Source organism: Salmonella sp. 3C (genome assembly GCF_025426275.1).
In the GTDB taxonomy this organism is placed as follows: Bacteria; Pseudomonadota; Gammaproteobacteria; order Enterobacterales; family Enterobacteriaceae; genus Salmonella; species Salmonella enterica.
In genome coordinates, this window is the sequence record NZ_CP104858.1 from 2,418,404 (window position 1) to 2,441,404 (window position 23,001).

At 49.1% G+C, this 23,001-nt stretch carries 15 protein-coding genes and 3 pseudogenes; 4 read left to right on the forward strand and 14 right to left on the reverse strand.

What is annotated here, in order from left to right; genetic code table 11:
• Positions 1–4 precede the first annotated feature (4 nt).
• The 5 genes from N7E69_RS11490 to mdtM all read right to left on the reverse strand — a co-directional run bounded on the left by N7E69_RS11490 (position 5) and on the right by mdtM (position 6,010).
• Entirely contained in the window at positions 5–466 is a 462-nt protein-coding gene (locus N7E69_RS11490) for a YjiG family protein (protein WP_000211979.1), read from the reverse strand.
• Positions 463–1,134: a nucleoside recognition domain-containing protein gene (locus N7E69_RS11495; RefSeq protein WP_000068752.1), complete on the reverse strand. Its 672-nt coding sequence runs from the start codon at positions 1,132–1,134 to the stop codon at positions 463–465. Before N7E69_RS11495 ends, N7E69_RS11490 begins: the two co-directional genes overlap by 4 nt.
• 872 nt (positions 1,135–2,006) lie before the next feature.
• Positions 2,007–3,191 carry an MFS transporter gene (locus N7E69_RS11500; RefSeq protein ID WP_000233266.1) on the reverse strand — a complete coding sequence of 395 codons (1,185 nt, stop codon included), beginning with the start codon at positions 3,189–3,191 and terminating at the stop codon, positions 2,007–2,009.
• Positions 3,192–3,410: 219 nt separating this feature from the next.
• Positions 3,411–4,682, reverse strand: a complete 1,272-nt coding sequence (locus N7E69_RS11505) for a DUF445 domain-containing protein (protein ID WP_001033033.1) — start codon at positions 4,680–4,682, stop codon at positions 3,411–3,413.
• A gap of 86 nt (positions 4,683–4,768) precedes the next feature.
• Entirely contained in the window at positions 4,769–6,010 is a 1,242-nt protein-coding gene (gene mdtM / locus N7E69_RS11510; protein ID WP_001188918.1) for a multidrug efflux MFS transporter MdtM, read from the reverse strand.
• Positions 6,011–6,488: 478 nt separating this feature from the next.
• Between mdtM and N7E69_RS11515 the strand changes: the two are divergent.
• Both N7E69_RS11515 and N7E69_RS11520 read left to right on the forward strand, forming a co-directional pair.
• Positions 6,489–7,441: pseudogene (locus tag N7E69_RS11515) on the forward strand (Rpn family recombination-promoting nuclease/putative transposase).
• Between the two features lie 180 nt (positions 7,442–7,621).
• The gene (locus N7E69_RS11520; RefSeq protein WP_000331438.1) at positions 7,622–8,992 is read left to right on the forward strand and encodes an NAD-dependent succinate-semialdehyde dehydrogenase; all 1,371 of its coding nucleotides are present in this window, start codon (positions 7,622–7,624) and stop codon (positions 8,990–8,992) included.
• A 94-nt stretch (positions 8,993–9,086) separates the two neighbouring features.
• On the opposite strand, the gene N7E69_RS11525 is transcribed toward N7E69_RS11520, so the two are convergent.
• Positions 9,087–9,230: a hypothetical protein gene (locus N7E69_RS11525; RefSeq protein WP_001752348.1), complete on the reverse strand. Its 144-nt coding sequence runs from the start codon at positions 9,228–9,230 to the stop codon at positions 9,087–9,089.
• Between N7E69_RS11525 and yjiS the strand changes: the two genes are divergently transcribed.
• Complete coding sequence (yjiS, locus tag N7E69_RS11530) at positions 9,197–9,361, forward strand: DUF1127 domain-containing protein YjiS (protein ID WP_000397916.1); 165 nt, start codon at positions 9,197–9,199, stop codon at positions 9,359–9,361. The two genes, N7E69_RS11525 and yjiS, sit on opposite strands and share 34 nt — an antisense overlap.
• Before the next feature lie 76 nt (positions 9,362–9,437).
• Here yjiS and N7E69_RS11535 read toward each other — a convergent pair whose 3' ends face one another.
• The 5 genes and pseudogenes from N7E69_RS11535 to N7E69_RS11560 form a co-directional block, all read right to left on the reverse strand.
• Positions 9,438–10,358 (reverse strand): DUF5655 domain-containing protein, encoded by a 921-nt coding sequence (locus N7E69_RS11535; protein WP_001280242.1) that lies wholly within the window; start codon positions 10,356–10,358, stop codon positions 9,438–9,440.
• 163 nt (positions 10,359–10,521) lie between these two features.
• Entirely contained in the window at positions 10,522–13,788 is a 3,267-nt protein-coding gene (locus tag N7E69_RS11540; protein ID WP_000550711.1) for a type I restriction endonuclease subunit R, read from the reverse strand.
• A 94-nt stretch (positions 13,789–13,882) separates the two neighbouring features.
• Positions 13,883–15,187, reverse strand: a pseudogene (locus tag N7E69_RS24555) (restriction endonuclease subunit S).
• On the reverse strand, positions 15,177–16,796 hold the full coding sequence (locus N7E69_RS11555; protein ID WP_001029734.1) for a type I restriction-modification system subunit M: 1,620 nt from the start codon (positions 16,794–16,796) through the stop codon (positions 15,177–15,179). The pseudogene N7E69_RS24555 and the gene N7E69_RS11555 overlap by 11 nt, the downstream one beginning before the upstream one ends.
• A gap of 63 nt (positions 16,797–16,859) precedes the next feature.
• A pseudogene (locus N7E69_RS11560) lies at positions 16,860–18,026 on the reverse strand (restriction endonuclease).
• Between the two features lie 124 nt (positions 18,027–18,150).
• On the opposite strand from N7E69_RS11560, the gene N7E69_RS11565 reads away from it, so the two are divergent.
• The gene (locus N7E69_RS11565) at positions 18,151–18,285 is read left to right on the forward strand and encodes a hypothetical protein (RefSeq protein WP_001055725.1); all 135 of its coding nucleotides are present in this window, start codon (positions 18,151–18,153) and stop codon (positions 18,283–18,285) included.
• Positions 18,286–18,506: 221 nt separating this feature from the next.
• Here the strand turns inward: N7E69_RS11565 and N7E69_RS11570 are convergent, their stop codons facing one another.
• The 3 genes from N7E69_RS11570 to N7E69_RS11580 form a co-directional block, all read right to left on the reverse strand.
• The gene (locus N7E69_RS11570) at positions 18,507–19,145 is read right to left on the reverse strand and encodes a class I SAM-dependent DNA methyltransferase (RefSeq protein WP_227468645.1); all 639 of its coding nucleotides are present in this window, start codon (positions 19,143–19,145) and stop codon (positions 18,507–18,509) included.
• 429 nt (positions 19,146–19,574) lie between these two features.
• Positions 19,575–20,150 (reverse strand): restriction endonuclease subunit S, encoded by a 576-nt coding sequence (locus tag N7E69_RS11575; RefSeq protein ID WP_000593782.1) that lies wholly within the window; start codon positions 20,148–20,150, stop codon positions 19,575–19,577.
• A gap of 612 nt (positions 20,151–20,762) precedes the next feature.
• On the reverse strand, positions 20,763–22,604 hold the full coding sequence (locus N7E69_RS11580; protein ID WP_000974635.1) for a 3'-5' exonuclease: 1,842 nt from the start codon (positions 22,602–22,604) through the stop codon (positions 20,763–20,765).
• Between the last annotated feature and the right edge of the window lie 397 nt (positions 22,605–23,001).

Below are 23,001 nucleotides of genomic sequence, written 5' to 3' on the forward strand. Positions count from 1 at the left end.
CTTATTAAACAATAAGCTGCATGACCCAGATCGACAGCAGCGCATTGATGGCGCAGACTGCGATAATATGCGGGTAATATTTGGCGTTGACTTCGGCAGTACCGAGACAGCGGCCGACATTCTGTACCGGGTTTCCCATCAGGTAAATGGCTGGCAGTAGTACGGTAACATCGTGGCCGCTTAGCGCGCCGGCGGTAGCCAGACTGGCCGCCACGCCAACGGCGCCGCCCATACTCATCAGCGAAGCCAGAAGCACCGTAGCCGCTTCGCCGGGAAGCCCCCACAACGCCATCACGGGCTGGCAGATATGGCCTACCCAGTCGAGCAGACCGGTAATTTTCAGCGCCTGAATAATGACAAATGCCATGACCACATTGGGTAACAGGTTGGTCGTGGCGATGGTAAAACCGCGGCGTGCGCCATCGATAAACATATCCATGACATTCTTACGTACCTGAGTCGTCATGATTGGGCTCCTTGCGCAGGGTGACGGCGTTCTTCGATGTTAATCCAGACGCGCAAAAGGTTTGCGCCGATAAATTTGAATAGCAGAATGACCACCAGCGGAATGATGACTGACGTCCCCAGAAAGGCGAATACCGCAACGCCGGAGGAGAAATAGTTGGTGATAATAGCGCTGCCGCTGGTCTGCCAGGCGGCAAAAATCACTTTATCGCGTTCGGTGATTTCACCTTCCTGCGCCAGCTCTTTAGTCATACCCGCCGCGGCGTCGGTATTTTGCAGGTTGGCGATCAGCGCCAGTGAGCAAATGCCGGGAATGCCAAGCAATGGTTTCAGGATGGGCGTCATCAATTGCTGTGCCGCCCGCAGACCGCCAAGCCCATCCGTAATCGCGATGATACCCAGAGAAAGGATAACCGACGGCGCCAGCTCCAGCGCAAAAAGGAAGCCATCTTTCGCGCCCGTTCCGCCCGCGCCGCGAAAGGTCTGCGTACCGGTCACATGACCGAATGACCCGTTGAGTACGGTAAAATCAAAAACGCGCCACCAGCCTTCGCTTCCGGAAAATACGCCGGAAAAGAAAATAATGGTGAGAAAAAACGCCAGGTATCCCTTTATCCCGACCTTTTCTGTATCAAGCGGCATGGCCGCCCCGTCCACTTGTTGCGCCATAGCGATCCCCGAATTTTTTTGATGATGTGTTGGTTGTAGCCACAGGCCAAAAAGCCCGAAACAGAAAGACCTTATCAGCCATAAGGGTAAGGACAAAATGCAAGTATGTATCGTGCTATGCGTTTCTTGCATAGCAGCGCGAAAAATCACCATCCTCGCTACTGCCGGGGGCGCGGGGAACCGTGGACGGTATAACGCGAGGTAAAAAAGCAAAGAAACAGGTGTTGACGCAGGCCGGAGCTGGGAGCAGGAAAAAAGGAGAAATAAATTTGACGTTAGTCAATTTCACGCCACTTAATTATCGTTGTTAAAAAATAGGATTTTTTAACCTAAATTTTACTTTTTTACTGTAATTTTTCACGCCTTAAGAGGAATTGTCACGGTCAGGTCAGTAGCCGCTGATAGGTCAGCTTGCGCCCTAAGAATCCTACGGGCAGGTAATAAAAAACGAATAATCGAATTAATTTCATGATGTGATTTATTTATAATTGTGATGATTTGAGAGGCAGCGATAATCATCATAATGGAATATATACCCAAAATAATTCGAGTTGCTTAAAGGCTGCAAGGGAGTGAGTCCCCGGGAGCATAGATAACGATGTAACTGGGGTGAGCAACGGCCCGTCAGGGCGAGGCCCATGGATGGGCCGGGTAATCCGTAGCCAACACAGAAGCCACTTGAAGTAGGAAGGGTATATAAAATAATAGACAGATTGATAACACTAAAAACCATAGAATAAGTATAGTTTTTAGTGGCATCTTTACCTTGAAATAACGTGTTGAGGATGTGCTATTAAAAACAGATCCGCATTGCGCCGCGAATAGCATTAAAGATACAACCCGGTGCAGATAGCGCGGGTTTACTCTACCGCTTATTCACGTATCACAAACCGTTTTTGTTTTATCTGCTGCGCGGCGCTGATCAGCGCGGCAAAAAAGAGCGCCGCGGCGCCGCAAAGCGTGGCGTTGATAATTGCCGACGCGCCATTGCCTGACAGACTGGCGGCGAGCGGACCGAGAATTTGCCCAATACCATACGTTAGCGTCACCAGGCCTAATAAATTAATATTGCCCGGCGCGCTGAGCTGTCGGGCTAGCGGCATCACCAGCGAGGTTGTGCCCATAAACGTGGCGCCAAAACCAATACTGCTCAGTATTAACAGCAACAACGAGTCGCTGGCGAGAGACAGCAGCACGCAGGCGCTCTGGATCAACAGGTTCGCGGTCAGGCATGGCAGGACACCCCAATGTTTTGCCGCCCACAGCCAGCCGAAGCAGCCGGGAATGATCGCCAGGCCGACCAACGACCAAAGGTGCGCCGTGAGTAGCGGAGAGCCCGCGCTTTTCGCCATCAGCGGCAAATAGGTAGCGACAATGATGTAGCCGAATCCGGCGAAACCGTACAACAGCGCCAGTTGCCACCAGGGCATAGGCTGATTTTCGATTCTTGCTAAAGGCGCAGGCGGCAGCGCATGAGCGCGGGGGGGAATCAACATTGCCACGATTAATAGCAATATACCGGCGAGCGCCCCGGCCCCCAGCCATAGCGAATGGGCCGAAAGCGCATAATGTAAACCGCCAATGACATATTCGTTACCCAGTGCAATCCCGGCCCCGACGCCGGAAAAGAGCGCGGCGATCACAAACGGATGGCGGGTATGATGCAACACAATCATTGATCCAAAAATCATCATTCCCGCACTCGCGACGCCTGCCAGGAAGCGCACCAACATGACGACCGCGGGCTGAGTAAATATCGCCATAGACAGAATAAGAATACCGGTGGCGACCGCCGAAGCCAGCAGCATGGGGCGTAGACGAGAGGGGAGATGAAAAAGGCCAAAGGAAAACAGTAAGCTTCCCGCCAGGTACCCTGCATAATTGGCGCTGGCAATCCAGGAGAGCTGATTAAACGTTAGCTGCTTTTCCGCCAGCATTACCGGCAGCATGGGCGTATACAGAAAGCGGCCAACTCCCATCCCCAGCGTCAATACCATCATACCGAAAAGCGCCGTAAAAATGGGATGGCGAGGTGAAGCGCTCTGAGCATGAACCATGGTTTTTCTCTTTGCTAAAGTAAGGCAGGAGTGCCGGATTGTTGTTGTAAATGATAATAAAAAGTAAAATTAATGTTTCAAATTTGCAAGAAAAGAAAGTGAAGCGCAGGCGAATAACGGATTGAGAAGAGGGGCATCGGTGGGAAATGGCATTAAATTAATGCCTCCCACGTGCGGGGTTTGGCAGTTAATCTGAACGAGAATTGCGCCTTCCCCTTCTTAGATACTGAGCAGTGCCGGTATTTGCGACAGTAAATATAACACCAGACCAATAGCGCCGCCGACCAGCGTGCCGTTCACGCGGATAAACTGCAAATCTTTACCGATATTAAGCTCAATCTGCTGCGACATATCGCGCGCATCCCAGCCTTTTACGGTATCGCTGATGTGGCGCGTCAGGAAGGCGGCGAATTCCGGCGCGACGCGGTGCGCGGCCTGTTCCAGATGACCGTTAAGCGAGGCGCGTAATGCGTCGTCGGCGATCAGCGTCTCGCCAAACCATTGTCCGGCATGAGCGATGCGCTGCTTCACCTTTGAGTCTTCGGCGTTGATATCTGTTTTTAACCACTGGCGTAGATCCGCCCAGATTTCGCCGAGATAACGGTTAAACGCCTCATCTTCCTTCAGGTAACTTTTAATGTTTTCTGCCCGGGCAGCCATTTCCGGATCATGTTTAAGTTTATCGATCAGCTTATACGTCGCACGATCGAAGGCATGACGAATCTGATGCGCGCGGTCGTGACTGATATCATCCAGCAGAGAATTTACCGCGTCGGAGACCAGTTCAGCGCTGTGTTCTCCCAGCCATTCAGTCGGCAGAATCTTCGCTTTTAACGGATGTTCGGTTTCCAGCCAGCGTATGATCTGTCTGGCGATAAATGTTCGGGAGCTGTCACGCTGTAACAGGGCGATAAGCTGGGCGATCAGCGTATCGAGTAACACCTGGTGACGATCGTTTTTGGTCATGCTTTCCAGCATCAGGGCGCTGGTGCCGGAAAGATCCACTTTATCAATCGCCTTATGTACCGCTCGCTTGAGCAGCCGCTGAATACGGGCGTCATCGGTTAGTTCCAGAAAGCCGCTCATAATTTGCAGCAGATGCTGCCCGACCCGGCTGGCGTTGTCCGGCTGGCTGAACCAGTTTCCGATAAGCAGCGCGGGTTCATGGCGGCGGATTAGCGCGATCAGCGACTGCGTATCAAGGAACTTCTCCTGTACAAATTGCCCAAGATTTTCGCCGATTCGGTCTTTGTTACGGGGAATAATCGCCGTATGTCGTGAAATAAACGGAATGGGAATGCGGCGAAACAGCGCCACCACGGCAAACCAGTCCGCCAGCGCGCCAACCATCGCCGCTTCGGCAATAGCTTTTACGCCCAGCACCCAAAAACTGGGCGGTAGGAAAAGCGTGGTTACAAACGTCGCGGCGGCTATCAGCAACAGTGAGAGCGCCAGGCGTTTGGCGCGTTTGAGTTCGGCGATTTTATTCATAGGGTTAAGGATAGAGCCAGACGGCAGGAACGTGCAAAAAACATCAGATTATCCTGTGCCGGATAAGCCTCTATCCGGCAGAGTGTTTACTTCTCAGCGGCCAGTTCTGCCGCCTCATGCTGGCGCACGCGCTGTAATAGTGTCGCCAGAGTGAAGACCACAATCACCCCGGCCACCGCTGCCAGCAGGTGAAACGGCAGTCTCCCGCCGTGAAACCACAGCCAGCGGCCAACTTCGACCGACACCGCCATCACCGTCAGAATCACCATGTTCAGCGAGGCTGAAACTGTCCCTTTTGGCAAGTTGTTGGAAAAAAGCGTGAAGCGAAACAGCGTCGGGAAAATCATGCCAATGCCGAACGCGTACAGGCTGGTGCCCAGCACAGACCAAAGCCAGACGTGCGGCAGAAGAAGATTACCGAGGAGCAATGTCGCCAGCCCGCTTAACTGGATTGGTACGGCGCGCCAGATAAAACGCGGTCGGGTCGGATCTTTCACCAGGCGCACAACGATCATATTGGCCACGATCACCGCGCCGAATACGGGCACCTGCGCCCAGGCGAATTGCGAAGTACTCATCCCGCCGGCATCGATCAGGATCACCGGCGACACCGCCACCCAGCTCATCATCGGGATGTAGCTCAACGACAGCGTCGCCGCCCCGGTGAGAAAAATCGGGTTGCGAAACACATTACGAAAATCGCGCAGTACGCTCACCGCGCTGAACGGCACCGCGCCGCGTTGCACCGTTTCTGGCATCGCCAGCAGCAGGCCGCACAATGCCAACAGTCCCATCACCGCAATAATACCGAACAGTACCTTCCAGTGAACGAAGTGCATCAGCGCGGCGCCGGAGAGCGGGCCGATAACCGGAGCGACCAGCACAATGGAGGTAATAATCGCCATCAGCTTAATGGCTTTGGTTTGACCGAAGGCCTCCTGTACCGTGACGTAGCCGACCGTTGCGATAAAGCAAATGCTGGTGCCCTGCACAAAACGGGCAACCAGAAACTGCGTCATTGAGGTCGTCAACAGCGTTGCCGCGCAGGCGAGAGTAAAAATTAATGCGCCTGCAATCAGCACTGGCCGGCGGCCAATCCTGTCGGATAGCGGCCCCAGAAGCCATTGCAACGCCATTCCTCCCGCCAGATAGAGACTGACCGAGGCCGGCGCAAGACTGACGTCAGCATTAAAATCGCGCACGACGTTAATGATGCCAGGCTGAATCAGATCCGTCGTCAGATAGGCGGCAAAATCGTACAAAATCAGCGCCATCGGGAAAAATAACGTTGTGGCGCGTTGGGAGAAAAACTGAATAATCCGTTGCATAAAAAATGCGCTCCATGTCGGAGAACCCCATGATGGGATAGCGAAACTCAATACCGTCATCGTGACGTCAGGCAGGCGATGGAAACAGCGGCTGCGGATGTACTGAATTTCATGTAATCAAAAACGCTGCCGGTGAAAACACAGACAGGAAGAGACGCGTTCTGAATCTCGTCAGAACGTGTGGCGATTACAGATAACAATCAGCACATCACACCTCGGGAAATTTACGTTGCACGGAAAATATACACATTAAGTGTAATTAAATTTTGATGTTAATCAAAAGAGTTTGTCTGGTTAATAAAGATAAAGGCAGGGCGCGCAGACTGGCATTTTGCGTGTTCAGTTCCGAAAATGCATGTGCATTACAGATAACAGGATTTATCTTCCGTCGCGCCTCGCAATGCTGAAAAGGTACGGATGAGAAAGGAATTTTCAGGAGGTAGAGTCGCAGCATCCTGGTTTGGGGTGACGGAGCGCCATGAAAAAATCGACGACCTCAACACCGCATGATGCGGTGTTTAAAACCTTTTTGCGCCACCCGGAAACCGCCCGCGATTTTATGGAGATTCATCTGCCGGTGTCGTTACGCCAGCTTTGCGACCTGCGGACGCTAAAGCTGGAGCCCGGCAGTTTTATTAAAAAAATCTGCGAGCCTATTATTCCGATGTGCTTTGGTCGCTGAAAACGCGCGAGGGCGACGGTTATATCTATGTCGTGATTGAACATCAGAGCACGCCGGATGCGCATATGGCGTTTCGGCTGATGCGGTATGCGATGGCGGCAATGCAACAGCATCTGGATGCGGGGCATAAGCATCTTCCGCTGGTGGTGCCGATGCTGTTTTATCACGGTGTTGATAGCCCGTATCCTTTTTCGCTGTGCTGGCTGGATGAGTTTGCGAACCCGGAAGTGGCAAGAAGACTCTATGCCGCTGCCTTTCCGCTGGTCGATATTACGGTGGTATCGGATGATGACATTATGCAGCACCGCCGCATTGCGCTGCTGGAGCTCATCCAAAAACATATCCGCCAGCGGGACCTGCTGGGACTGGTTGAACGGATTGCTTCGCTGTTAGTTACTGGTTGCGCTAATGACAGGCAGCTTAAAGCGCTGTTTAATTATCTTATGATTCAGCACGGACATACGCCTCGTTTCACCACGTTTATTCGTGATGTGGTAGGGCATGTCCCGCACACTAAGGAGAGACTGATGACGCTGATAGAGAGGATCCGCGCAGCGGATCGCAGAAAAGGGGAACGGCAAGGAAGACAGGTCGGTCTGGAGGAAGGATTAGAAAAAGGGCTGGAAAAAGGTCAGCATGTTGCCGCATTGCGTATCGCCAGACAGATGCTGGCGGACGGACTTGACCGCGAGACTGTCCAGCGGTTCACCGGCCTTACGGCTGAAGAGCTTCAGGATGTTAGTCACTAACACGGTTCCAGTCTGAATGTTGCAGGCCCGGTGCCCACCGGGCAACGCTCTCTATAATTATCGTTGATAACCGCACGAATATACCGAACTTTACCGATAGCGCCAGCCATCTCTACTACCCTTATTGTTCTGAGCGGCATTTACGGCTGCCTTAATGACGATAACAAGGAGACATGTGATATGGCTTACCAGACAGTGAATCCTGCCAATAATCAGCTCATTAAAGAGTATCCCCCGCACACGGGCGCGGATATTGAAACCGCGCTGCAAAAAGCTGACGCGCTCTATCACTCCGACTGGTCCAAGGGAGAGATTGACCAACGTCTGCCGGTACTGCATAAGCTGGCTGACTTGATCGACAGCCGTGTTGAAGAACTGGCAAAAATCGCCAGCCAGGAGATGGGCAAGCTCATCGAGCAGAGCCGTGGCGAAGTCAAACTGTGTGCGCAGATCGCTCGCTATTATGCGGATAACGCGAAGCAGTTTCTTGCCCCGGTGCCCTATAAAACCGAGTTTGGCGACGCGTGGGTAGAACATCATCCGATTGGCGTCATCATGGCTGTTGAGCCGTGGAACTTCCCGTACTATCAGTTGATGCGTGTGCTGGCGCCGAACCTGGCCGCTGGTAACCCGGTGCTGGCGAAACATGCCAGCATCGTACCGCACTGCGCCGAGACATTTGCCCATCTGGTGCGTGAAGCCGGCGCGCCGGAAGGCGCATGGACCAACCTGTTTATTTCCTCCGATCAGGTGGCGAACATCATCGCCGACCCGCGCGTGCAGGGCGCGGCGCTGACCGGCTCTGAAAAAGCGGGGAGCGCCGTGGCGGCACAGGCGGCGAAGCACATTAAAAAATCGACGCTGGAACTGGGCGGGAACGATGTGTTCGTCGTGCTGGACGATGCCGATCTTGAGAAAGCGGTGAAAATTGGCGTGCAGGCACGGCTCACTAATGCGGGGCAGGTATGTACGGCGGCGAAGCGCTTTATCCTGCATGAGAAAATCGCCGATCAATTCCTCAGCCAGTTCACCGAGGCGTTCAGGAAGGTGAAGGTGGGGGATCAGATGGACGCTTCTACCGAACTGGGGCCGCTGTCGTCGAAAGATGCTCTGGATACACTGACCAGACAGGTCGAGGAAGCGGTGAAAAATGGCGCGACGCTGCACGTTGGCGGCACGCCGCTGGAAAGCAAAGGCAACTTCTTTGAGCCGACCATTCTGACCAATATTACGCGTGACAACCCGGCGTACTTTGAAGAGTTCTTCGGCCCGGTGGCGCAGATGTATGTGGTGAAAGACGATGATGAGGCGGTAAAACTCGCCAACGATTCCCACTACGGCCTGGGCGGCGCAGTGTTTAGTCAGAATATCGAACGCGCTAAACGCATGGCCTCCCGGATTGAAACCGGGATGGTTTATATCAACTGGCTGACCGACACCGCAGCGGAGCTGCCGTTCGGCGGCGTTAAGCGTTCGGGCTTCGGACGCGAGCTATCGGATCTGGGGATTAAGGAGTTTGTGAACCAGAAGCTGGTAGTGGTGCGCCGCTAATCCCTGTTGCCCCTCTGAAATCGGGAGGGGCCTGGCTTTTTGCAGCGAAGGACGCAGATCTTAAATCAGAACGAAATAAGCGAACAAAACCCCCTCAATTGCCCTCCTTATTTATCCACGTTGCACTAACCGTGCTTTTTATCCCGGTATTGTTTGTACAGACATTCATGATGCCCGCATTTTCTGTTCTATGCGGAGGCTGGTATGGAATTTTACGAGAACCGCCCCAGGCAACCATTTATTGGCTTTGTGCAGCTCAGACGGGCGCTAAAAAGGTGGTGGCTGCGTAAGCGGGCCTGTCAGGCGCTGCGACGAATGAGTGATGAGCAGTTAAGGGATATTGGGTTGGAAAAGAAGGATGTGGAATAACAGATAAGAGCCAGTAAAACTGGAAAGGCTGGATAATCTTATCTTAACCTCTCCAGTAGGCGGGTATCCTGGAACGCTAATTTTCCTGCCAGGCTTTCTCGATCAGCAGTTTGGCTTTATCCAGATCGTGTTCGTTACGCACAATCAATTCGACGTCGCCGGTTCCCCAGTGGCCAATGTTTGTGACGTCCCGGCTAAATCCTTCTTCAAGCTGGATATGCTGTGGATTGATTTTCAGCCACAGGCGTAGGTGTGGGTCGGTCACGGGATAAACGGCTACGCACAGAAAGTTGCGAATGAGGCGGAAGGCGTCATAGAGCTTAAGCTCTTTAAACTGAACCTCATCACTGAGTGAGAGCACATAACTTTTTAGCTGTTCATATAATGAAAGCAGCGCGGGAGAGGCTGAAGAGAGCTGTTCGCGCTGCGTGCGGGTATGGCGTTTACCGCTGCTGACGGAACCGTTCGCGATGATGTACTGAGGGCTATTTTCGACCACGGCGTTAACCAGTTCCAGCATTAACAGGTCGTCGGCAAAAAGCTTGTAGCGGATCAGGTTGATATTGCGGTTGATTTGCTGAACGGCATGTTCGTCGTATTTATTAAAATCGGCGGCAATACAGATTAACCGTGTGCCGGACCAGTCAATGGCTTTGGCCGCGGTTTTACTTATTTTTTCCATCACCAGCAACTGAAATTCCGCTTTATGATCGAGCAGCCAGTCGAGATAAAACAGCCCCTGGTTAATGACGTTTTCATTGCTGTGGCGCTTATATTCAATAATCACCGGGCAGTTATTTTCATCGAGGCCGAGGGAATCAATTCGCCCACGATGGGTTTTACCCGTGTGGTATTCGGTCTCGAGAAAGCGGACGCCAAGGAACGTTTCCATATGGGATTCGATCAGCATTTGCAGATCTTTTTCAATGGCTGCGGCTTTGCCCGGCAGTTCTTGTACTTTCCCGCCACCGAGGCGGAAAAGCTGGATATCGCTCATGGATCCCTCCTGAATTTTCTGCGCACTATCATACGTTATGTGAAAAGAGATAAAAGCGGAAATCGGGCTTTTGGAGGCGAGATATGTTATAAGCCCGACAGCAGGTGGTTACCGGGCAGCGGGCCGTAGGTCGGATAAGCGTTAGCGCCATCCGACGCTAAAATTAATGCAGCGTATGACTATGGTGCTGCTTAAAATTCTCCGCCTGCGACAGCACGCCCATATACACATCATCATTCGCCACCGGCGGGAACTTGTGCTTGTGCAGCAGCAGGATTAGCTCCACCTTCAGCTTCGCCTTAATATCATCACGCTTGCTCCAGTCCGGATACTTCGAGGTGTTATCGACCACCGCCTTCATCTCTTTTGCCAGCGCCAGCATCTTGTCGTCCTCATAGGTAAACTGATACTTATCACGCATATGCGCCAGAATGTCGTAAAAGGCTTTCTCTTCGATATCAATCCCCATCTCGGCATAGGTGCCCATCTCGGTTTTAATATCGTAGATAATATCGGTCATCTCCTGGCTGAAGTTATCAAACTCTTCACCGTTGAGGACGTCATCTTCCCGGCGCTCGTTATATTTATCCATAATGGACTGGAAACGACGGGTGAAATTGATCCCCTGAAGCTGGTTGATCTGTTTAAAGTCGCTGATGGCTTTTTCCAGCAGCTTTTGCAGCAGCTGAATTTTGGTGGCCGGCAGTTTGATCTTATTAATGCGCGCCAGATAATCATCGTCGAAAATATCGATCGACTCCGCTTTCTTGTCACCGAGGAAAAATAGCTCTTCCACGCCGTCGGCTTTCAGCGCTTCGGCGATCATCTCGCGCACGCGAGCGTTCATCTGTGTGAGGTCCGGCGCGTCGCCTTTGGTCAGCTTGAAGACGATAGAGCGCACGGCAATGTAAAAATGGATATGGTCGCGCTCGGCCTGCGACAGCGCCTCGCTGCCGCAGCAGACGTCATAGGCCGCTTTCAGCCGCTTCACCAGCCCCATAAAGCGGCGTTCCAGCTTCTGGGTGCGCATGACAAATTCTGCCGCGAAGTTCAGGCAGGCAAGCTGCGCCTGCGGCTCGCCGCTGAAATAAGGGCGGCTGTCGAATTCATGGAACACCTGCGCCAGCAGATCGAGATGATTTTTCACCTCAATGACTGACTGCTGAATATCTTCAAAGTTGGTGGCGTCAATGCGCGAATACATCGCCAGCGCCTGGTTCATCTGGCGCTTAATGCCGATATAGTCGACGACCAGCCCTTTGCTTTTGCCTTCCATCTTGCGGTTAACGCGGGAGATGGTCTGGATCAGGTTATGCTTTTGCAGCGGCTTATCGATATAAATGGTGTCCAGCTCCGGCACGTCAAAACCGGTCAGCCACATGTCCACCACGATGGCGATTTTGAAATTCGACTTCGCGTTTTTGAACTGTTTATCCAGCTCTTTGCGGTACTCTTTACTGCCCAGCAAATCGTACAGTTTCGCGTCATCGTCTTTACCGCGTGTCATCACCATCTTGACCATTTCGGACGGCGGCAGCTCTTTCTCCTCCTGCCCGGTCAGCTCAACCCCCTCCGGGGCCTGCTTAACTTCAAACCACGCGGGACGAAAGTCTTTCAACTGACGATAGAAATCCCAGGCAATCTCGCGGCTGGCGCAGACAAACATCGCTTTGCCTTTCACCGTTGAGCCTTCGGCGACACGTTTTTCATAGTGTTTCGCAAAGTCTTCCGCCAGCGCTTTCAGGCGGTCTTCATCGCCAAGAATGGCGTTCATGGTGGCGCTGGCTTTTTTGCTCTCGTCGATTTGCCACTCGTTGGTGCCCGCATTGGCGCACTCTTCGTAATACTTTTCCACCTCTTCCAGCTTACCGGCATCGAGGATGACCTTCGCGGCGCGGCCTTCGTAGACGATGCGCACGGTGATCTCATCCTGCACGGATTCAGTCATGGTGTAGCTGTCCACGATAACGCCAAAGACGTCCATCGTGGCGTCGATAGGGGTGCCGGTAAAACCAACGTAGGTGGCCAGCGGCAGCGAGTCGTGCAGATATTTGGCGAAACCGTAGGTTTTACGCACCCTGCCGCTCTCTTTATCGACGATCACTTTCTGATCGAGGTTGACCTGGCTGCGGTGCGCTTCATCGGAAATACAGATGATATTGCTGCGCTCGGAGAGCAGTTCGGTATCTTCGGTAAATTTATGGATGGTGGTCAGGAAGACGCCGCCGCTGTTGCGACCGGCCAGCTTCTCCCGCAGATCGTCGCGGCTGGTGACGGGCACCACGGTGTCGTCGCCGATATAGTTTTTGGCATTGCACATCTGCGCTGAGAGCTGATCGTCCAGATCGGTGCGGTCGGTGATCAGCACGATCGTTGGGCTGGCGAATTCGACGCTTTTCATCAGCAGGCGGGTTAAGAACTGCATGGTGTAGCTCTTGCCGCAGCCGGTTGCGCCAAAGTAGGTGCCGCCCTTGCCGTCGCCGAAAGGTTTACGCGCCCGTTCGATGCTGTAATACAGCTTGCGTGCCGCATAGTACTGCGGGTAGCGGCAGCAGATTTTCACTTCGTGTTTGGCTTTATCCGGGAAGCAGATAAAGTTTTTGATCACGTCCAGCAGGCGGACCGGGTGAAACAGCCCCTGAATCATCGAGTGCAGGGAAGGGATGCCGTTCTGCTCGCGGTTTTCATTGCCGGTGACTTTGCGCCAGGAATAGAAATACTCGTACGGCGCAAACAGGTTGCCCATGCGGTTATTGACGCCGTCGCTGATAATGCACAGCGCGTTATAGACAAACAGCTGCGGAATATCGCGGCGATAGCGGGTGCAGAGCTGTTTCCAGGCATCGCCAATATTGGCTTCCTGCTCGCGCACCGCACTTTTAAATTCAAACACTACTAACGGCAGGCCGTTGATATACAGAATGGCATCCGGGATACGCGGCTGGTTTTCTTTGCCGGTGATGGTCAGCTGATTGACGATTTTTACCCGGTTCAGCGGCTGGATAAGATGATAACTTGCCGGCGTTTCTGCGGCCTGTTGCAGCGGCACATCTTCGGTATCGAACAGTTCACGCAGCGCGGCGGGCAGATGCCGGGTGTCGAGCAGTTCGATATAGAGATCTTTCTGCTGGCGATCGTCGTGTTTAAACAGGAAACCGTTGGCCAGCCAGGCGCAGAAGGTTTTGTTGCTTTCATAGAGATCGGAGGCGGGCAGGGTGGTGAACTGTTTGATCAGCCGCTGGATCTCCTCTTCGGTGATGCCGTCGGCCTGATAGCGTGCGGCGAGGTAGTGACGAAGATCGTCTTCGATAATCACCTGATCGAGGCTGGAACGCGGCACATTATCGCCGATCAGGTGCTGATAGCCCTGATCCTGTAACAGTTCAATTATCGCCTGTTCTAACTTCGCTTCACTGAATGAGAGATGCATATCTCGCTCCGGCCCTGGCTGATTTTCTGGTAAGGGTTCCTGTAACAGAGAAAACCTTAACAGAAAGCCCCTGATTTTTCAGGGGCAAAATGGGTTATGCGGGTTCGGTTTGTTTGGCTAAGTTTGGTAGATCCTCCAGGGACAGCTCGCCGGAGATGAGTTTGGGGAGCAGGGTGTCGCGGAGGTTTGTTAAAGCAATATTTTGATAATTATTATTCAGTATTTTTGAAAAATAATTTTTAACAAGCAAAGAATAGCTATTTGTTAATTCTTCATTGCAAAAAGGAACTTTAATATTTTTGAATGTATCTCTTGTTATTGTGTTGAAAACTGAGCCGTGTCCCATTTGTTGAAGGGTTTGGACTGCATTTTTTAATTGGAAGTAAATATATTCATCAGAAATATTATTTTTACCGATAACACCATAGCATGACTGATTCATTGCCATCGGTACAGCAACCATAGCGCATTTCCCTACAGTTCCTCTGGCGCTGATTATTGTTGTTCCTTTTCTTAATAACTTTGCGGAGGAATTGTTGAGTCCTTCAATGGTAATTTTTTTCTCTGTAGTTAATACGTATACGTCGGATTCACTAGGTGCATCGACGACAGAGAACCATGGAATATCTCCATTCCAGAACTCTTCTACAGAGGTTTTAGGTGTGCCACCACCAATTAGTTCTATCAAATCGTTGAAAGATGTTGTTATCCAACCTTTCGGCATCCAACCTAACTCTGTTTCTTCAAATTCAGCCGGGAACAGTGCACGAATATCCGCCGGAAGTGGTTTGAAATCTGCACTATTGCGAATTTTTTGACGCAGTTCAGCGCGAGATTGCAGCGCTTCCGGGATTGGGTTTCCCGCATCCAGCGCGTTGTCAATCACCGGGTCGAAATCCACAAACCAGGATTTGAACAGGGTTTGGGATATTTGTTCCAGGGTATAGTTGAGCTCTTTATTTAATTTTATTTAGGCATCTAAAATGCCAATAATATCAGAAGCTTCTTTTTCATAACTATAGCTGGTATCCGCTACGAGTATTCCACTAAGGTGATTTCTATTTAATGTGGGCACACCTGAGCCAACATTAAATTGGCTAAAATCAATACTTCTAAGTAAATAATAAACAAATCTAGGGTGGTGCCCCTTAAAATCCTTAACCCACAATGTTGTGTTTAAAGGCCAAAAATTAGTTGTTATATACTGACCACCACCAATGCTACCACTTCGCCCGATAACAACACCTGGAGCTAGAACTTTCTCTTCATTGTGGTAACCAACAACTCCCGTTGAAGCTACGACTGGAATATCGCCCATAACTCTTTTATCTTGAGGTAAATCGAAACCTCTTTGAAGAGTGATAAATTCATTGAGTGGGATTGTCTTTTCAAATGCCATAACCCAGCACCTCCAGATTCTGACGAATCGCGTTATCCAGTTCTTCCGCCTGCTTCATCTGTGCAAACAACGTCTGCGACAACTCGCGCATTTTGGTTTCAAACGCTACGCCGTCGTCTTCCTGCTCGGCGGCACCGACATAACGGCCCGGCGTCAGCACAGAGTCGTTCGCCTTGATCTCTGCAATGGTCGCAACCTTGCAGAATCCGGCCTGGTCTTCATATTGCGCCAACTGGCTGTCGCCGCGCTTAACGCGCTCGACCAGCTCTTCCGGCGTGCTGCGCCAGGCATGGTAGGTATCGGCGATGGTGGCAATATCGTCTGCCGTCAGCTCTTTGGTGGTGCGGTTGATCATGGTACCAAGGTTACGCGCATCAATAAACAGCGTCTCACCCTGACGGTTACGATAGCCTTTGGCCGGATCGGCTGCCTTCGATTTGGTCATAAACCACAGGCACACCGGGATTTGGGTGGTGAAGAACAGCTGTCCGGGCAGGGCGATCATGCAGTCGATCAGATCGTTTTCGATCATCTGCGCGCGGATCTCGGCTTCGCCGCTGGTGTTGGAGCTCATCGAGCCGTTCGCCAGCACAAAACCGGCGGTGCCGTTGGCCGACAACTTGGAAAGCATATGCAAAATCCAGCCGTAGTTGGCGTTACCGGTCGGCGGCGTGCGGTAGCCAGCAAAGCGCGGGTCTTTGGTCAGCTCGGCGTCGTTACGCCAGTCTTTCAGGTTAAACGGCGGGTTGGCCAGAATATAGTCGGCTTTCAGGTCCGGGTGCTGGTCGCTGAAGAAGGTGTCCGCCGGGCGCTCACCAAGGTTGGCGGAAAGTCCGCGAATCGCAAGGTTCATCTTCGCCAGCTTGTAGGTGGTGGCCGTCAGCTCCTGGCCGTACAGGGCGATATCGCGGCTTTTCCCCTGATGGCTTTCAACAAACTTCACCGACTGGACAAACATCCCCGCCGAGCCGCAGCAGGGGTCATAAATTTTGCCCTGGAACGGTTCGAGCATTTCGGTCAGCAGCGTCACCACGCATTTCGGCGTATAGAACTCGCCCCCGCCTTTGCCTTCGGTTGCGGCAAACTTGCCGAGGAAGTATTCGTACACGCGACCGACAAGGTCTTCTTTCGACAGCGCTTCCACGTCAGTTTCGTGGGCCAGCGTTTCGATGTTATCGATGGTGTCGATAAGCGACGCCAGCTTCTTGGTTTCCAGATTCTGACGGCTGAAGTAGTTGTCCGGCAGCGCGCCTTTCAGCGACGGGTTGCGCTTCTCAATGGTGGAGAGGGCGGTATCAATGCGTACGGCGATATCGTCCTGCTTAGCGTTTTGCTTGATGAACGACCAGCGCGCTTCCTCCGGCAGGTAGAAGATGTTGTCCTGCTGATAGAAGACTTCCATTTCGAGGAAATCGCCCTGGCCTTCGTCTTCCATCTGTTTGCGACGGGCTTCAAACTTATCGCTAATAAATTTGAGGAACACGAGGCTCAGCACCACGTGCTTGTACTCGGAGGATTCAACGCTGCCGCGAAGCTGGTTCGCGGTATCCCATAATGTGTCTTCAAAACCTTTCTTTGCTTTGGCTTTTTTCGTTGGTGCTTTGGCCATGATGAACTCAATCAGGAAAAATAAGGTGGCTATTGTAACGGTAAAAGCGGTGAAGTTCGCCCTTTAGTCGATTTCCAGCTCATCAAACAGCTGTAAATCCACATCCAGCAGTTCCACCGCATTGCTGCGCCTGATCCCGACGTTATTTTCGATTAACAACTCCAACAGGCGATCGCCGTCGATCAATGTAATGGGCGCGGCCCCTGGAAACAGTGCGGCCTCTGCGCATTTGGCGGCAAACTTGTCGGTAGTGATTAGCGTACCGCGAATGGCTTTGTGGTAGGGTAGTGCACCGCGTAGCTGGTCAATATAGAGGTGGGTAATGGTGTTTTGCATCCGCTTCACCTGCACTACTTCGGTAATGGTGGTGATGCCGACCTGCACTTTACCGATGACATACACGCCTTTGTCACCAGAGGCTTTGTGACTTCCACCTGTTCATAACCCATCGCTTCCAGCAACTGGCCCACCAGATGTTCAAATTTGTACGGGTTCATGGTAGAGAGCTGTTCGCGCAACACCTCTTTTGGCTGCTCGTTATAGCGTTTTACGGCGTCAAGCAGCTCTTTGCGCGGATCGGTACGACGTTCAGGTAGCGCTTTGTTGAGCCATTTTCGGACTGCATCGGTAATTTTGTAGCTCATTCCTTTACGGGCAACCAGTCTTCGTTCGACCAGATTATAAAGCCGGGCATAGAGCGTAGTTTTAACCGAGCTAGGGGAGGCGAATTTAGAGTGCTGGTGCAAGGAAGTCTGCCATTTCGGCAACAGATCTGCACGTCTGGCCTGTTTACGGCCAGCCAGTAACGCCAGTAGCATGTAACATGCCTTCGATATCACCAAGTTTGTGTAGCGTGGCCTCATCGTGATCCATAAGTAGTCGCCCCTGTTCGCTGGGGTACCAGCCGCCGTCCTCGGCAGTTTGCATCAGATCGAACAGAGGGTTATTGATAAACATGTAGCAACCATAGCTGTGGCGTGGGTTCAGGATATAGTTATCCATATTCCAGATTTGCCAGGCTATGCTGGCATCTTCACCGCTGAGCCGTTCTTTAATCCATTTATCCGGCTCGGACCAGTCAACCGGGTTCTGCGGGGGGCCGGTCTGCTCCTGAATGGCGGTGATCATATTTCGAACCGCTTTAACTGAGCATCTTGCGACGGCTTTCATCATGGCCAGGGTCATGTTCGTATGTTGGAAAAGCGGGGTAATCACTTTATAATTCTTCACGTCCATCCCTTAACGATTGCTGTGTCAATAGTTTGCTATAACAAGTACAAAATTCCTTGGGATGAATCACTTAACAGATAGAACGAGATGATTTTAGCATGCGGTAAAAGTGGAATATTTGTTCATGAATATGGAGAATATCCTTGGCAAACCATCTGTCTCATTCCTGGCAATCCTGATTGAGCCAGGTATTGGTCTTGCCTGTAAAACGATGTTCATCTTCTTCCTGATTCAGTACCGTCAGTGGGCTATTGATTAATAGTGTCTGTAGGTAAAATATTCATATAACATTATAAATTCAACGAGGTGAGTTTGTGCTGGAAAGCATATTGTAATGAATGTAATTTCTCTTCAAGCTCCTTTTGTTTCATTATTAATTGCTTCAGATCAGTTTTTTTTACTTGTGGCCTGAAGTATAACGAGGCTGACAGATTGTAATCATGAGCAGATATTTCGTTTAGGGAAGTGAGTCTGGATATTTCAGTAGTGCTGCGTTTGGTAATTAACTCTAATAATAAATTTACATTCAGGTTGTTTTTTTTTCCTCACATTTATCATTAAGATATCATTAGTTTTTTGCTTTTTCTTAAAAACTATAATATTTGTTGCGATTGCAGTAGTTTTGAACATACCTTTTGGTAGGTAGATAATTGCGGAAATATGGTTATTTTTAATTATTTTTTTTCTGATTTCGTATTCCTTGCCTTCTCGGAAAAGAATGCCATCAGGTAGGATAATCGCTGCCCGGCCATTATCTTTTAACATAAAAATGCAATACTGTAAAAAAGCAAAATCAGCATTTGATGTTGGTGGCTTACCATACATACAAAAGTGCATTTCCATATCAAATGGAATTTTTAAAGAAAATGGTGGGTTTGAAAGAATAATGTCAAAATTTTTTTTAAGATTATGCCCCTCAGTAAAGTAAGATGGGCTGATATTTGATGGAGATAGATCATTTACCAGCATCTTCATTTTTGAAATTTTCAATCTGTCTACGTCATATTCTGAACCTGATATAGCAACTTGGTTTTTAATGATTTCTGAGATAAACTCACCAGAGCCACAAGCAGGATCAAAAAAAGACTCGCCTTTTTGTGCCTGAATTATGTTACCCATGAACGTGACAATTTCGTGTGGAGTGTAATGTTTCTGTGTCGGGGGGCGGTTCTCTTCAATGAGAGATGTGAATAAGTCTAGAATACTATGGATAGATAAAGTATTAATGTATTCATTACAAATTTCTGTAATCCTTGAAATATAATTTTTGATATCACGGCTTTGTGAAAAATCATAGAGGGTAATGTTAGAGAATATTAGTTTAAACTCCTTTTGATTTAACTTAATATAACTATTATCGTTTATTATTTTTTTTCATAAATTGAAAAGATGCTGGTAAAATCTGTATGGATAAGTTGCCTGCTGGCATTGTTAAGTAAATGGCACAGTACGGTAGTTTCAAGGCAAATCATCGTTTGAGTATATTTGTCAATACTATCACAACTGAGTGACTGTAGCATTGTTAAAAAATAATGTTCGCGCATAATATTAGCCACGGTAGATTAATCTATTAATTGCAGTATGGCATAGAGTCGTTCCATTTTCTATTAAATCCTCAAGCGTTTTTTTTTGTTCATTCCATATTTTACGAAGGCCGATAACCTCATCCTGTACAGGCCGCAATGGTATGGGTATTTCAAGTGTTAATAGTTTTTTTAAACTAAGATTCACGACTAATCCTCCACCTTGTAGAGCAGAAATTTTCTCATCTCCTTCTGGAGAATTAAAAAAATAATACAGATATTCAGGATTAATTAAAAGGCTGTTAACTCTTATTACAGCAATTTGGTTTGTCGTTGTTACAAGTGTACTCTGTTGGTTAACAATCATCATAGCCGGTATCCTTTCCCCTCTGAGTGGTAAAAGAATATCGTTAGTTTGAAGATTTATTTTCAGTTTCTCTGGCTGAATATCCGCAAAAGGAAGCGCTGAAAAATCAGTCAGAATACCTTCTTGTATGTCCTTAATCTGCAGGAGTCTTACATGACCTGATGCAGCCTCAGCTTTGGTTCGGAATGTGTGCCCGCCAGTAACCTCTGCGACCTCAGAAAGCAATTTAATCATCACTTTTTCTCTTGTTTGTTATCGATGTAGAGATTAACACTAATAAAAGTTGTTGTATTCTCTGCTATGTAGGCGCTATGTGACTGAATATTTACATTAACCAAAACATTGTATGAAACAGCTATCAAAAAAACACACAATACTCCGCCAGTATCCCGTTTCCTTTTCATTTTGATCTCCGTTTTGGTAGCAAAACTCGTATAGAATAGTGTGTGCAGTAAGCTACCGTACTGCATAAGGGATTGTCACTTGGTTTTATGTCTTTTTTTTGTTTGTAGAATATTGGGGAATGAATTTGTATACACCGATGTTCTTAATATGTTGATATTAAAGATTATATTAAAATTGGTAGGTTACCAAGAGGCCTTCCCCTGATAAGACGGTTGTGTCTGGCCGTCGATTGTAAATTTTAGCTTAAAGTGGCTCCCTGTTGTTTCCACTAAGGCGACCGGTTACATGTTGTAAGAAAAAGGAGTACTAATAACTGTGCTATGGCTGTTTGAAATCACCGCTCGGAAAATCTGCGGCAGGTTGCTGAAAAAAAGATTTTTATGGGAAGTTAACGGATAATACCAGTGTATTATCCGGCTTGGGGGAATGCCTACGTTACATCTATCGTGTTATCTGCTTATAGGTAGTGAGAAGATGCTCGCTGAGTGCATTTTCTCCATTCATAGTTATCAGCAGATTATAGCGAGCCCGTGTGAAGCCAACGTAAAGCCTTTTGATATCATTGCTCAAGTCTTCTTCATTTTTGGATCTGGCTGCGTCCATGACAGCGACTGACTGAAATTCGAGTCCTTTACTGCTCGGCAGAGGCATAACACACAGCCGTTCTTGCTGTGGCGACCAGTTTTTTTTATCGGCAGAGGTAATAATCATTTGATAAGGGATATTGCGAGCCGTCAGTTGTGGTCCCAGCACGTCTTTAATGCTATAGGTTGATGGGCACAATATGGCAATATCAAACCACGGAATGCCCCGCTGGTGCTGTTCGATAACCCAGTTAAGGATATGCGTTATTTCCTCATCCTGGTTATCAAAACAGGTCAACTCAGGATAAGAACCCGCAATTCCGCCTGAGTCGGGCTGCTGATATTTAAGAGCATCCTCAATGTGATTATTGAGATAGTTAAATGCAATGCTACTAGCGAAATGTAATATTTGCTGAGTATTACGGTAATTAATATTCAGGATTGTCGTTCGCCCCTGAGCTTTAATGCCGACGCTGGATAAGGTGAAGTCGAGCGCTTTCTTTTTCTGATAAATTGATTGTGCATCATCATAAAGGAAAAGCAGTGTGTTATTTTTGGTGTCTGCCATTCGGGTAAGAATTCTTAGCCACTCAGGATTAAAATCGTGGCCTTCGTCGATCAGCACGGCGCTGTACTGCTCTGGCTGGATGATTCCATCCTCAAAGGCGATAGAAAGGGCATTTTCCATTAGCTCAACAAAGTTTTTGCTTTTTGGCGGTAGCCGTCCATAAGACTGTAATTGTTGATGACACCATAAATGAAAATGTGTGACCTCAACAGGAAGCCTGAGCGTATGTTTCTCAATAAGGGCTTTGAGTTTTCTGGCGAGCGTAATGTTGTAGCAAATGACCAAAACAGGTTTTTCGTTTTCAATATTATTTGCAAGTTCGAGGCAACGGTGAAGTAATATCAGTGATTTACCAGATCCTGCAACGCCATGAATCACCCGATGTCCGGACCCCATGCTTCTTGCAAGTTGTTCCTGTTGCCGGTCCATAATGGATATAATACTTGGTGTGTGGAGTGTGAAATTCTTTACATCAGCTTGCTTAATGGGTTTATGGATTCGAATATCAGGATAAAGATGCCATCTTATACGATCCAGCTGCTGAGGTGTAGTCTGGTGAGCAAAGTTGTATTTGGCAAGTAATGCGAGCCTGGCAGCTACTTTTTCCTGAGACATAAATTCATTGAGTTCATCCTTACATATCACCTTATCGGTAGGGAGTATGTCTGCAAGTTCGGTAGGTGAAAAGGCTTTCTCAAGCTGAGAGCGAGAAATATTGGACAGATACACGCCGTATCCATACGGCATAACAAAACTGCCCTGATATTGGCCTTCTTGCTGGCGAAGTTGTGGATCTGTTTTGAGGCTATTAATGGTCTGGAAAGCATACTGACGAACTTGCTCAATAGGATTTTTTAAACTTTCTATACCATTTTTAGTTTCATACTGGACATATGTTTTATTAGCACCTTTGATTTTTGTAATAAACCAGTCCTTAACTTCAATGAATAATATACCTTTGTCGGGGGTCAGAATAACAAAGTCAGGATGACTATGTTGTTTGCCCATCGGCGTGTCGTACCAGCAGGTACAGCTATCGCTTAACCCTCTCTCCAGTAGCCTTGCCAGCCTTTTTTCGCCTGCTGTAATTTTCTCGCTACAGCTACTTACGGTGGGAATAATGATTGCCATATTACACCTATATATTCATGCGATTTATGCTATTCAAGCAAAATAACGCAAAATCAAATAAATTAAAAACTTCGTTTTATTTTGATAATTTTAACAAATATTACTGAAATCATAAAGAAGAAGAATATTTATGATAAATTAATCATTCCCTTTTCGGAGGGGGAATGGACGGAGGCGATAGACGCCTAATGCCATTCTGCACGAAGCGATGCTGCGAGAGCAAAATAAGAAATAGCCAGAAGATGCCGGATGCCGGATGCCGGATGCCGGATGCCGGATGCGCCTTCTGCGGCCTACTCTTCTGGTCAATTTTCTTTTATCTCGAATACGCAAATTGTGAAGCTATTTCCAACAATCCAGGTATAATCGTAAGATAATTGTATATACATTTTTGTAT

Bases quoted from the DNA above. Each gene is read 5' to 3' on its own strand.
- N7E69_RS11490 (WP_000211979.1), bottom strand. From the start codon at position 466: ATGACGACTCAGGTACGTAAGAATGTCATGGATATGTTTATCGATGGC.
- N7E69_RS11495 (WP_000068752.1), bottom strand. From the start codon at position 1,134: ATGGCGCAACAAGTGGACGGGGCGGCCATGCCGCTTGATACAGAAAAG.
- N7E69_RS11500 (WP_000233266.1), bottom strand. From the start codon at position 3,191: ATGGTTCATGCTCAGAGCGCTTCACCTCGCCATCCCATTTTTACGGCG.
- N7E69_RS11505 (WP_001033033.1), bottom strand. From the start codon at position 4,682: ATGAATAAAATCGCCGAACTCAAACGCGCCAAACGCCTGGCGCTCTCA.
- mdtM (WP_001188918.1), bottom strand. From the start codon at position 6,010: ATGCAACGGATTATTCAGTTTTTCTCCCAACGCGCCACAACGTTATTT.
- N7E69_RS11520 (WP_000331438.1), top strand. From the start codon at position 7,622: ATGGCTTACCAGACAGTGAATCCTGCCAATAATCAGCTCATTAAAGAG.
- yjiS (WP_000397916.1), top strand. From the start codon at position 9,197: ATGGAATTTTACGAGAACCGCCCCAGGCAACCATTTATTGGCTTTGTG.
- N7E69_RS11525 (WP_001752348.1), bottom strand. From the start codon at position 9,230: ATGGTTGCCTGGGGCGGTTCTCGTAAAATTCCATACCAGCCTCCGCAT.
- N7E69_RS11535 (WP_001280242.1), bottom strand. From the start codon at position 10,358: ATGAGCGATATCCAGCTTTTCCGCCTCGGTGGCGGGAAAGTACAAGAA.
- N7E69_RS11540 (WP_000550711.1), bottom strand. From the start codon at position 13,788: ATGCATCTCTCATTCAGTGAAGCGAAGTTAGAACAGGCGATAATTGAA.
- N7E69_RS11555 (WP_001029734.1), bottom strand. From the start codon at position 16,796: ATGGCCAAAGCACCAACGAAAAAAGCCAAAGCAAAGAAAGGTTTTGAA.
- N7E69_RS11565 (WP_001055725.1), top strand. From the start codon at position 18,151: ATGAATATGGAGAATATCCTTGGCAAACCATCTGTCTCATTCCTGGCA.
- N7E69_RS11570 (WP_227468645.1), bottom strand. From the start codon at position 19,145: ATGGGTAACATAATTCAGGCACAAAAAGGCGAGTCTTTTTTTGATCCT.
- N7E69_RS11575 (WP_000593782.1), bottom strand. From the start codon at position 20,150: ATGATTAAATTGCTTTCTGAGGTCGCAGAGGTTACTGGCGGGCACACA.
- N7E69_RS11580 (WP_000974635.1), bottom strand. From the start codon at position 22,604: ATGGCAATCATTATTCCCACCGTAAGTAGCTGTAGCGAGAAAATTACA.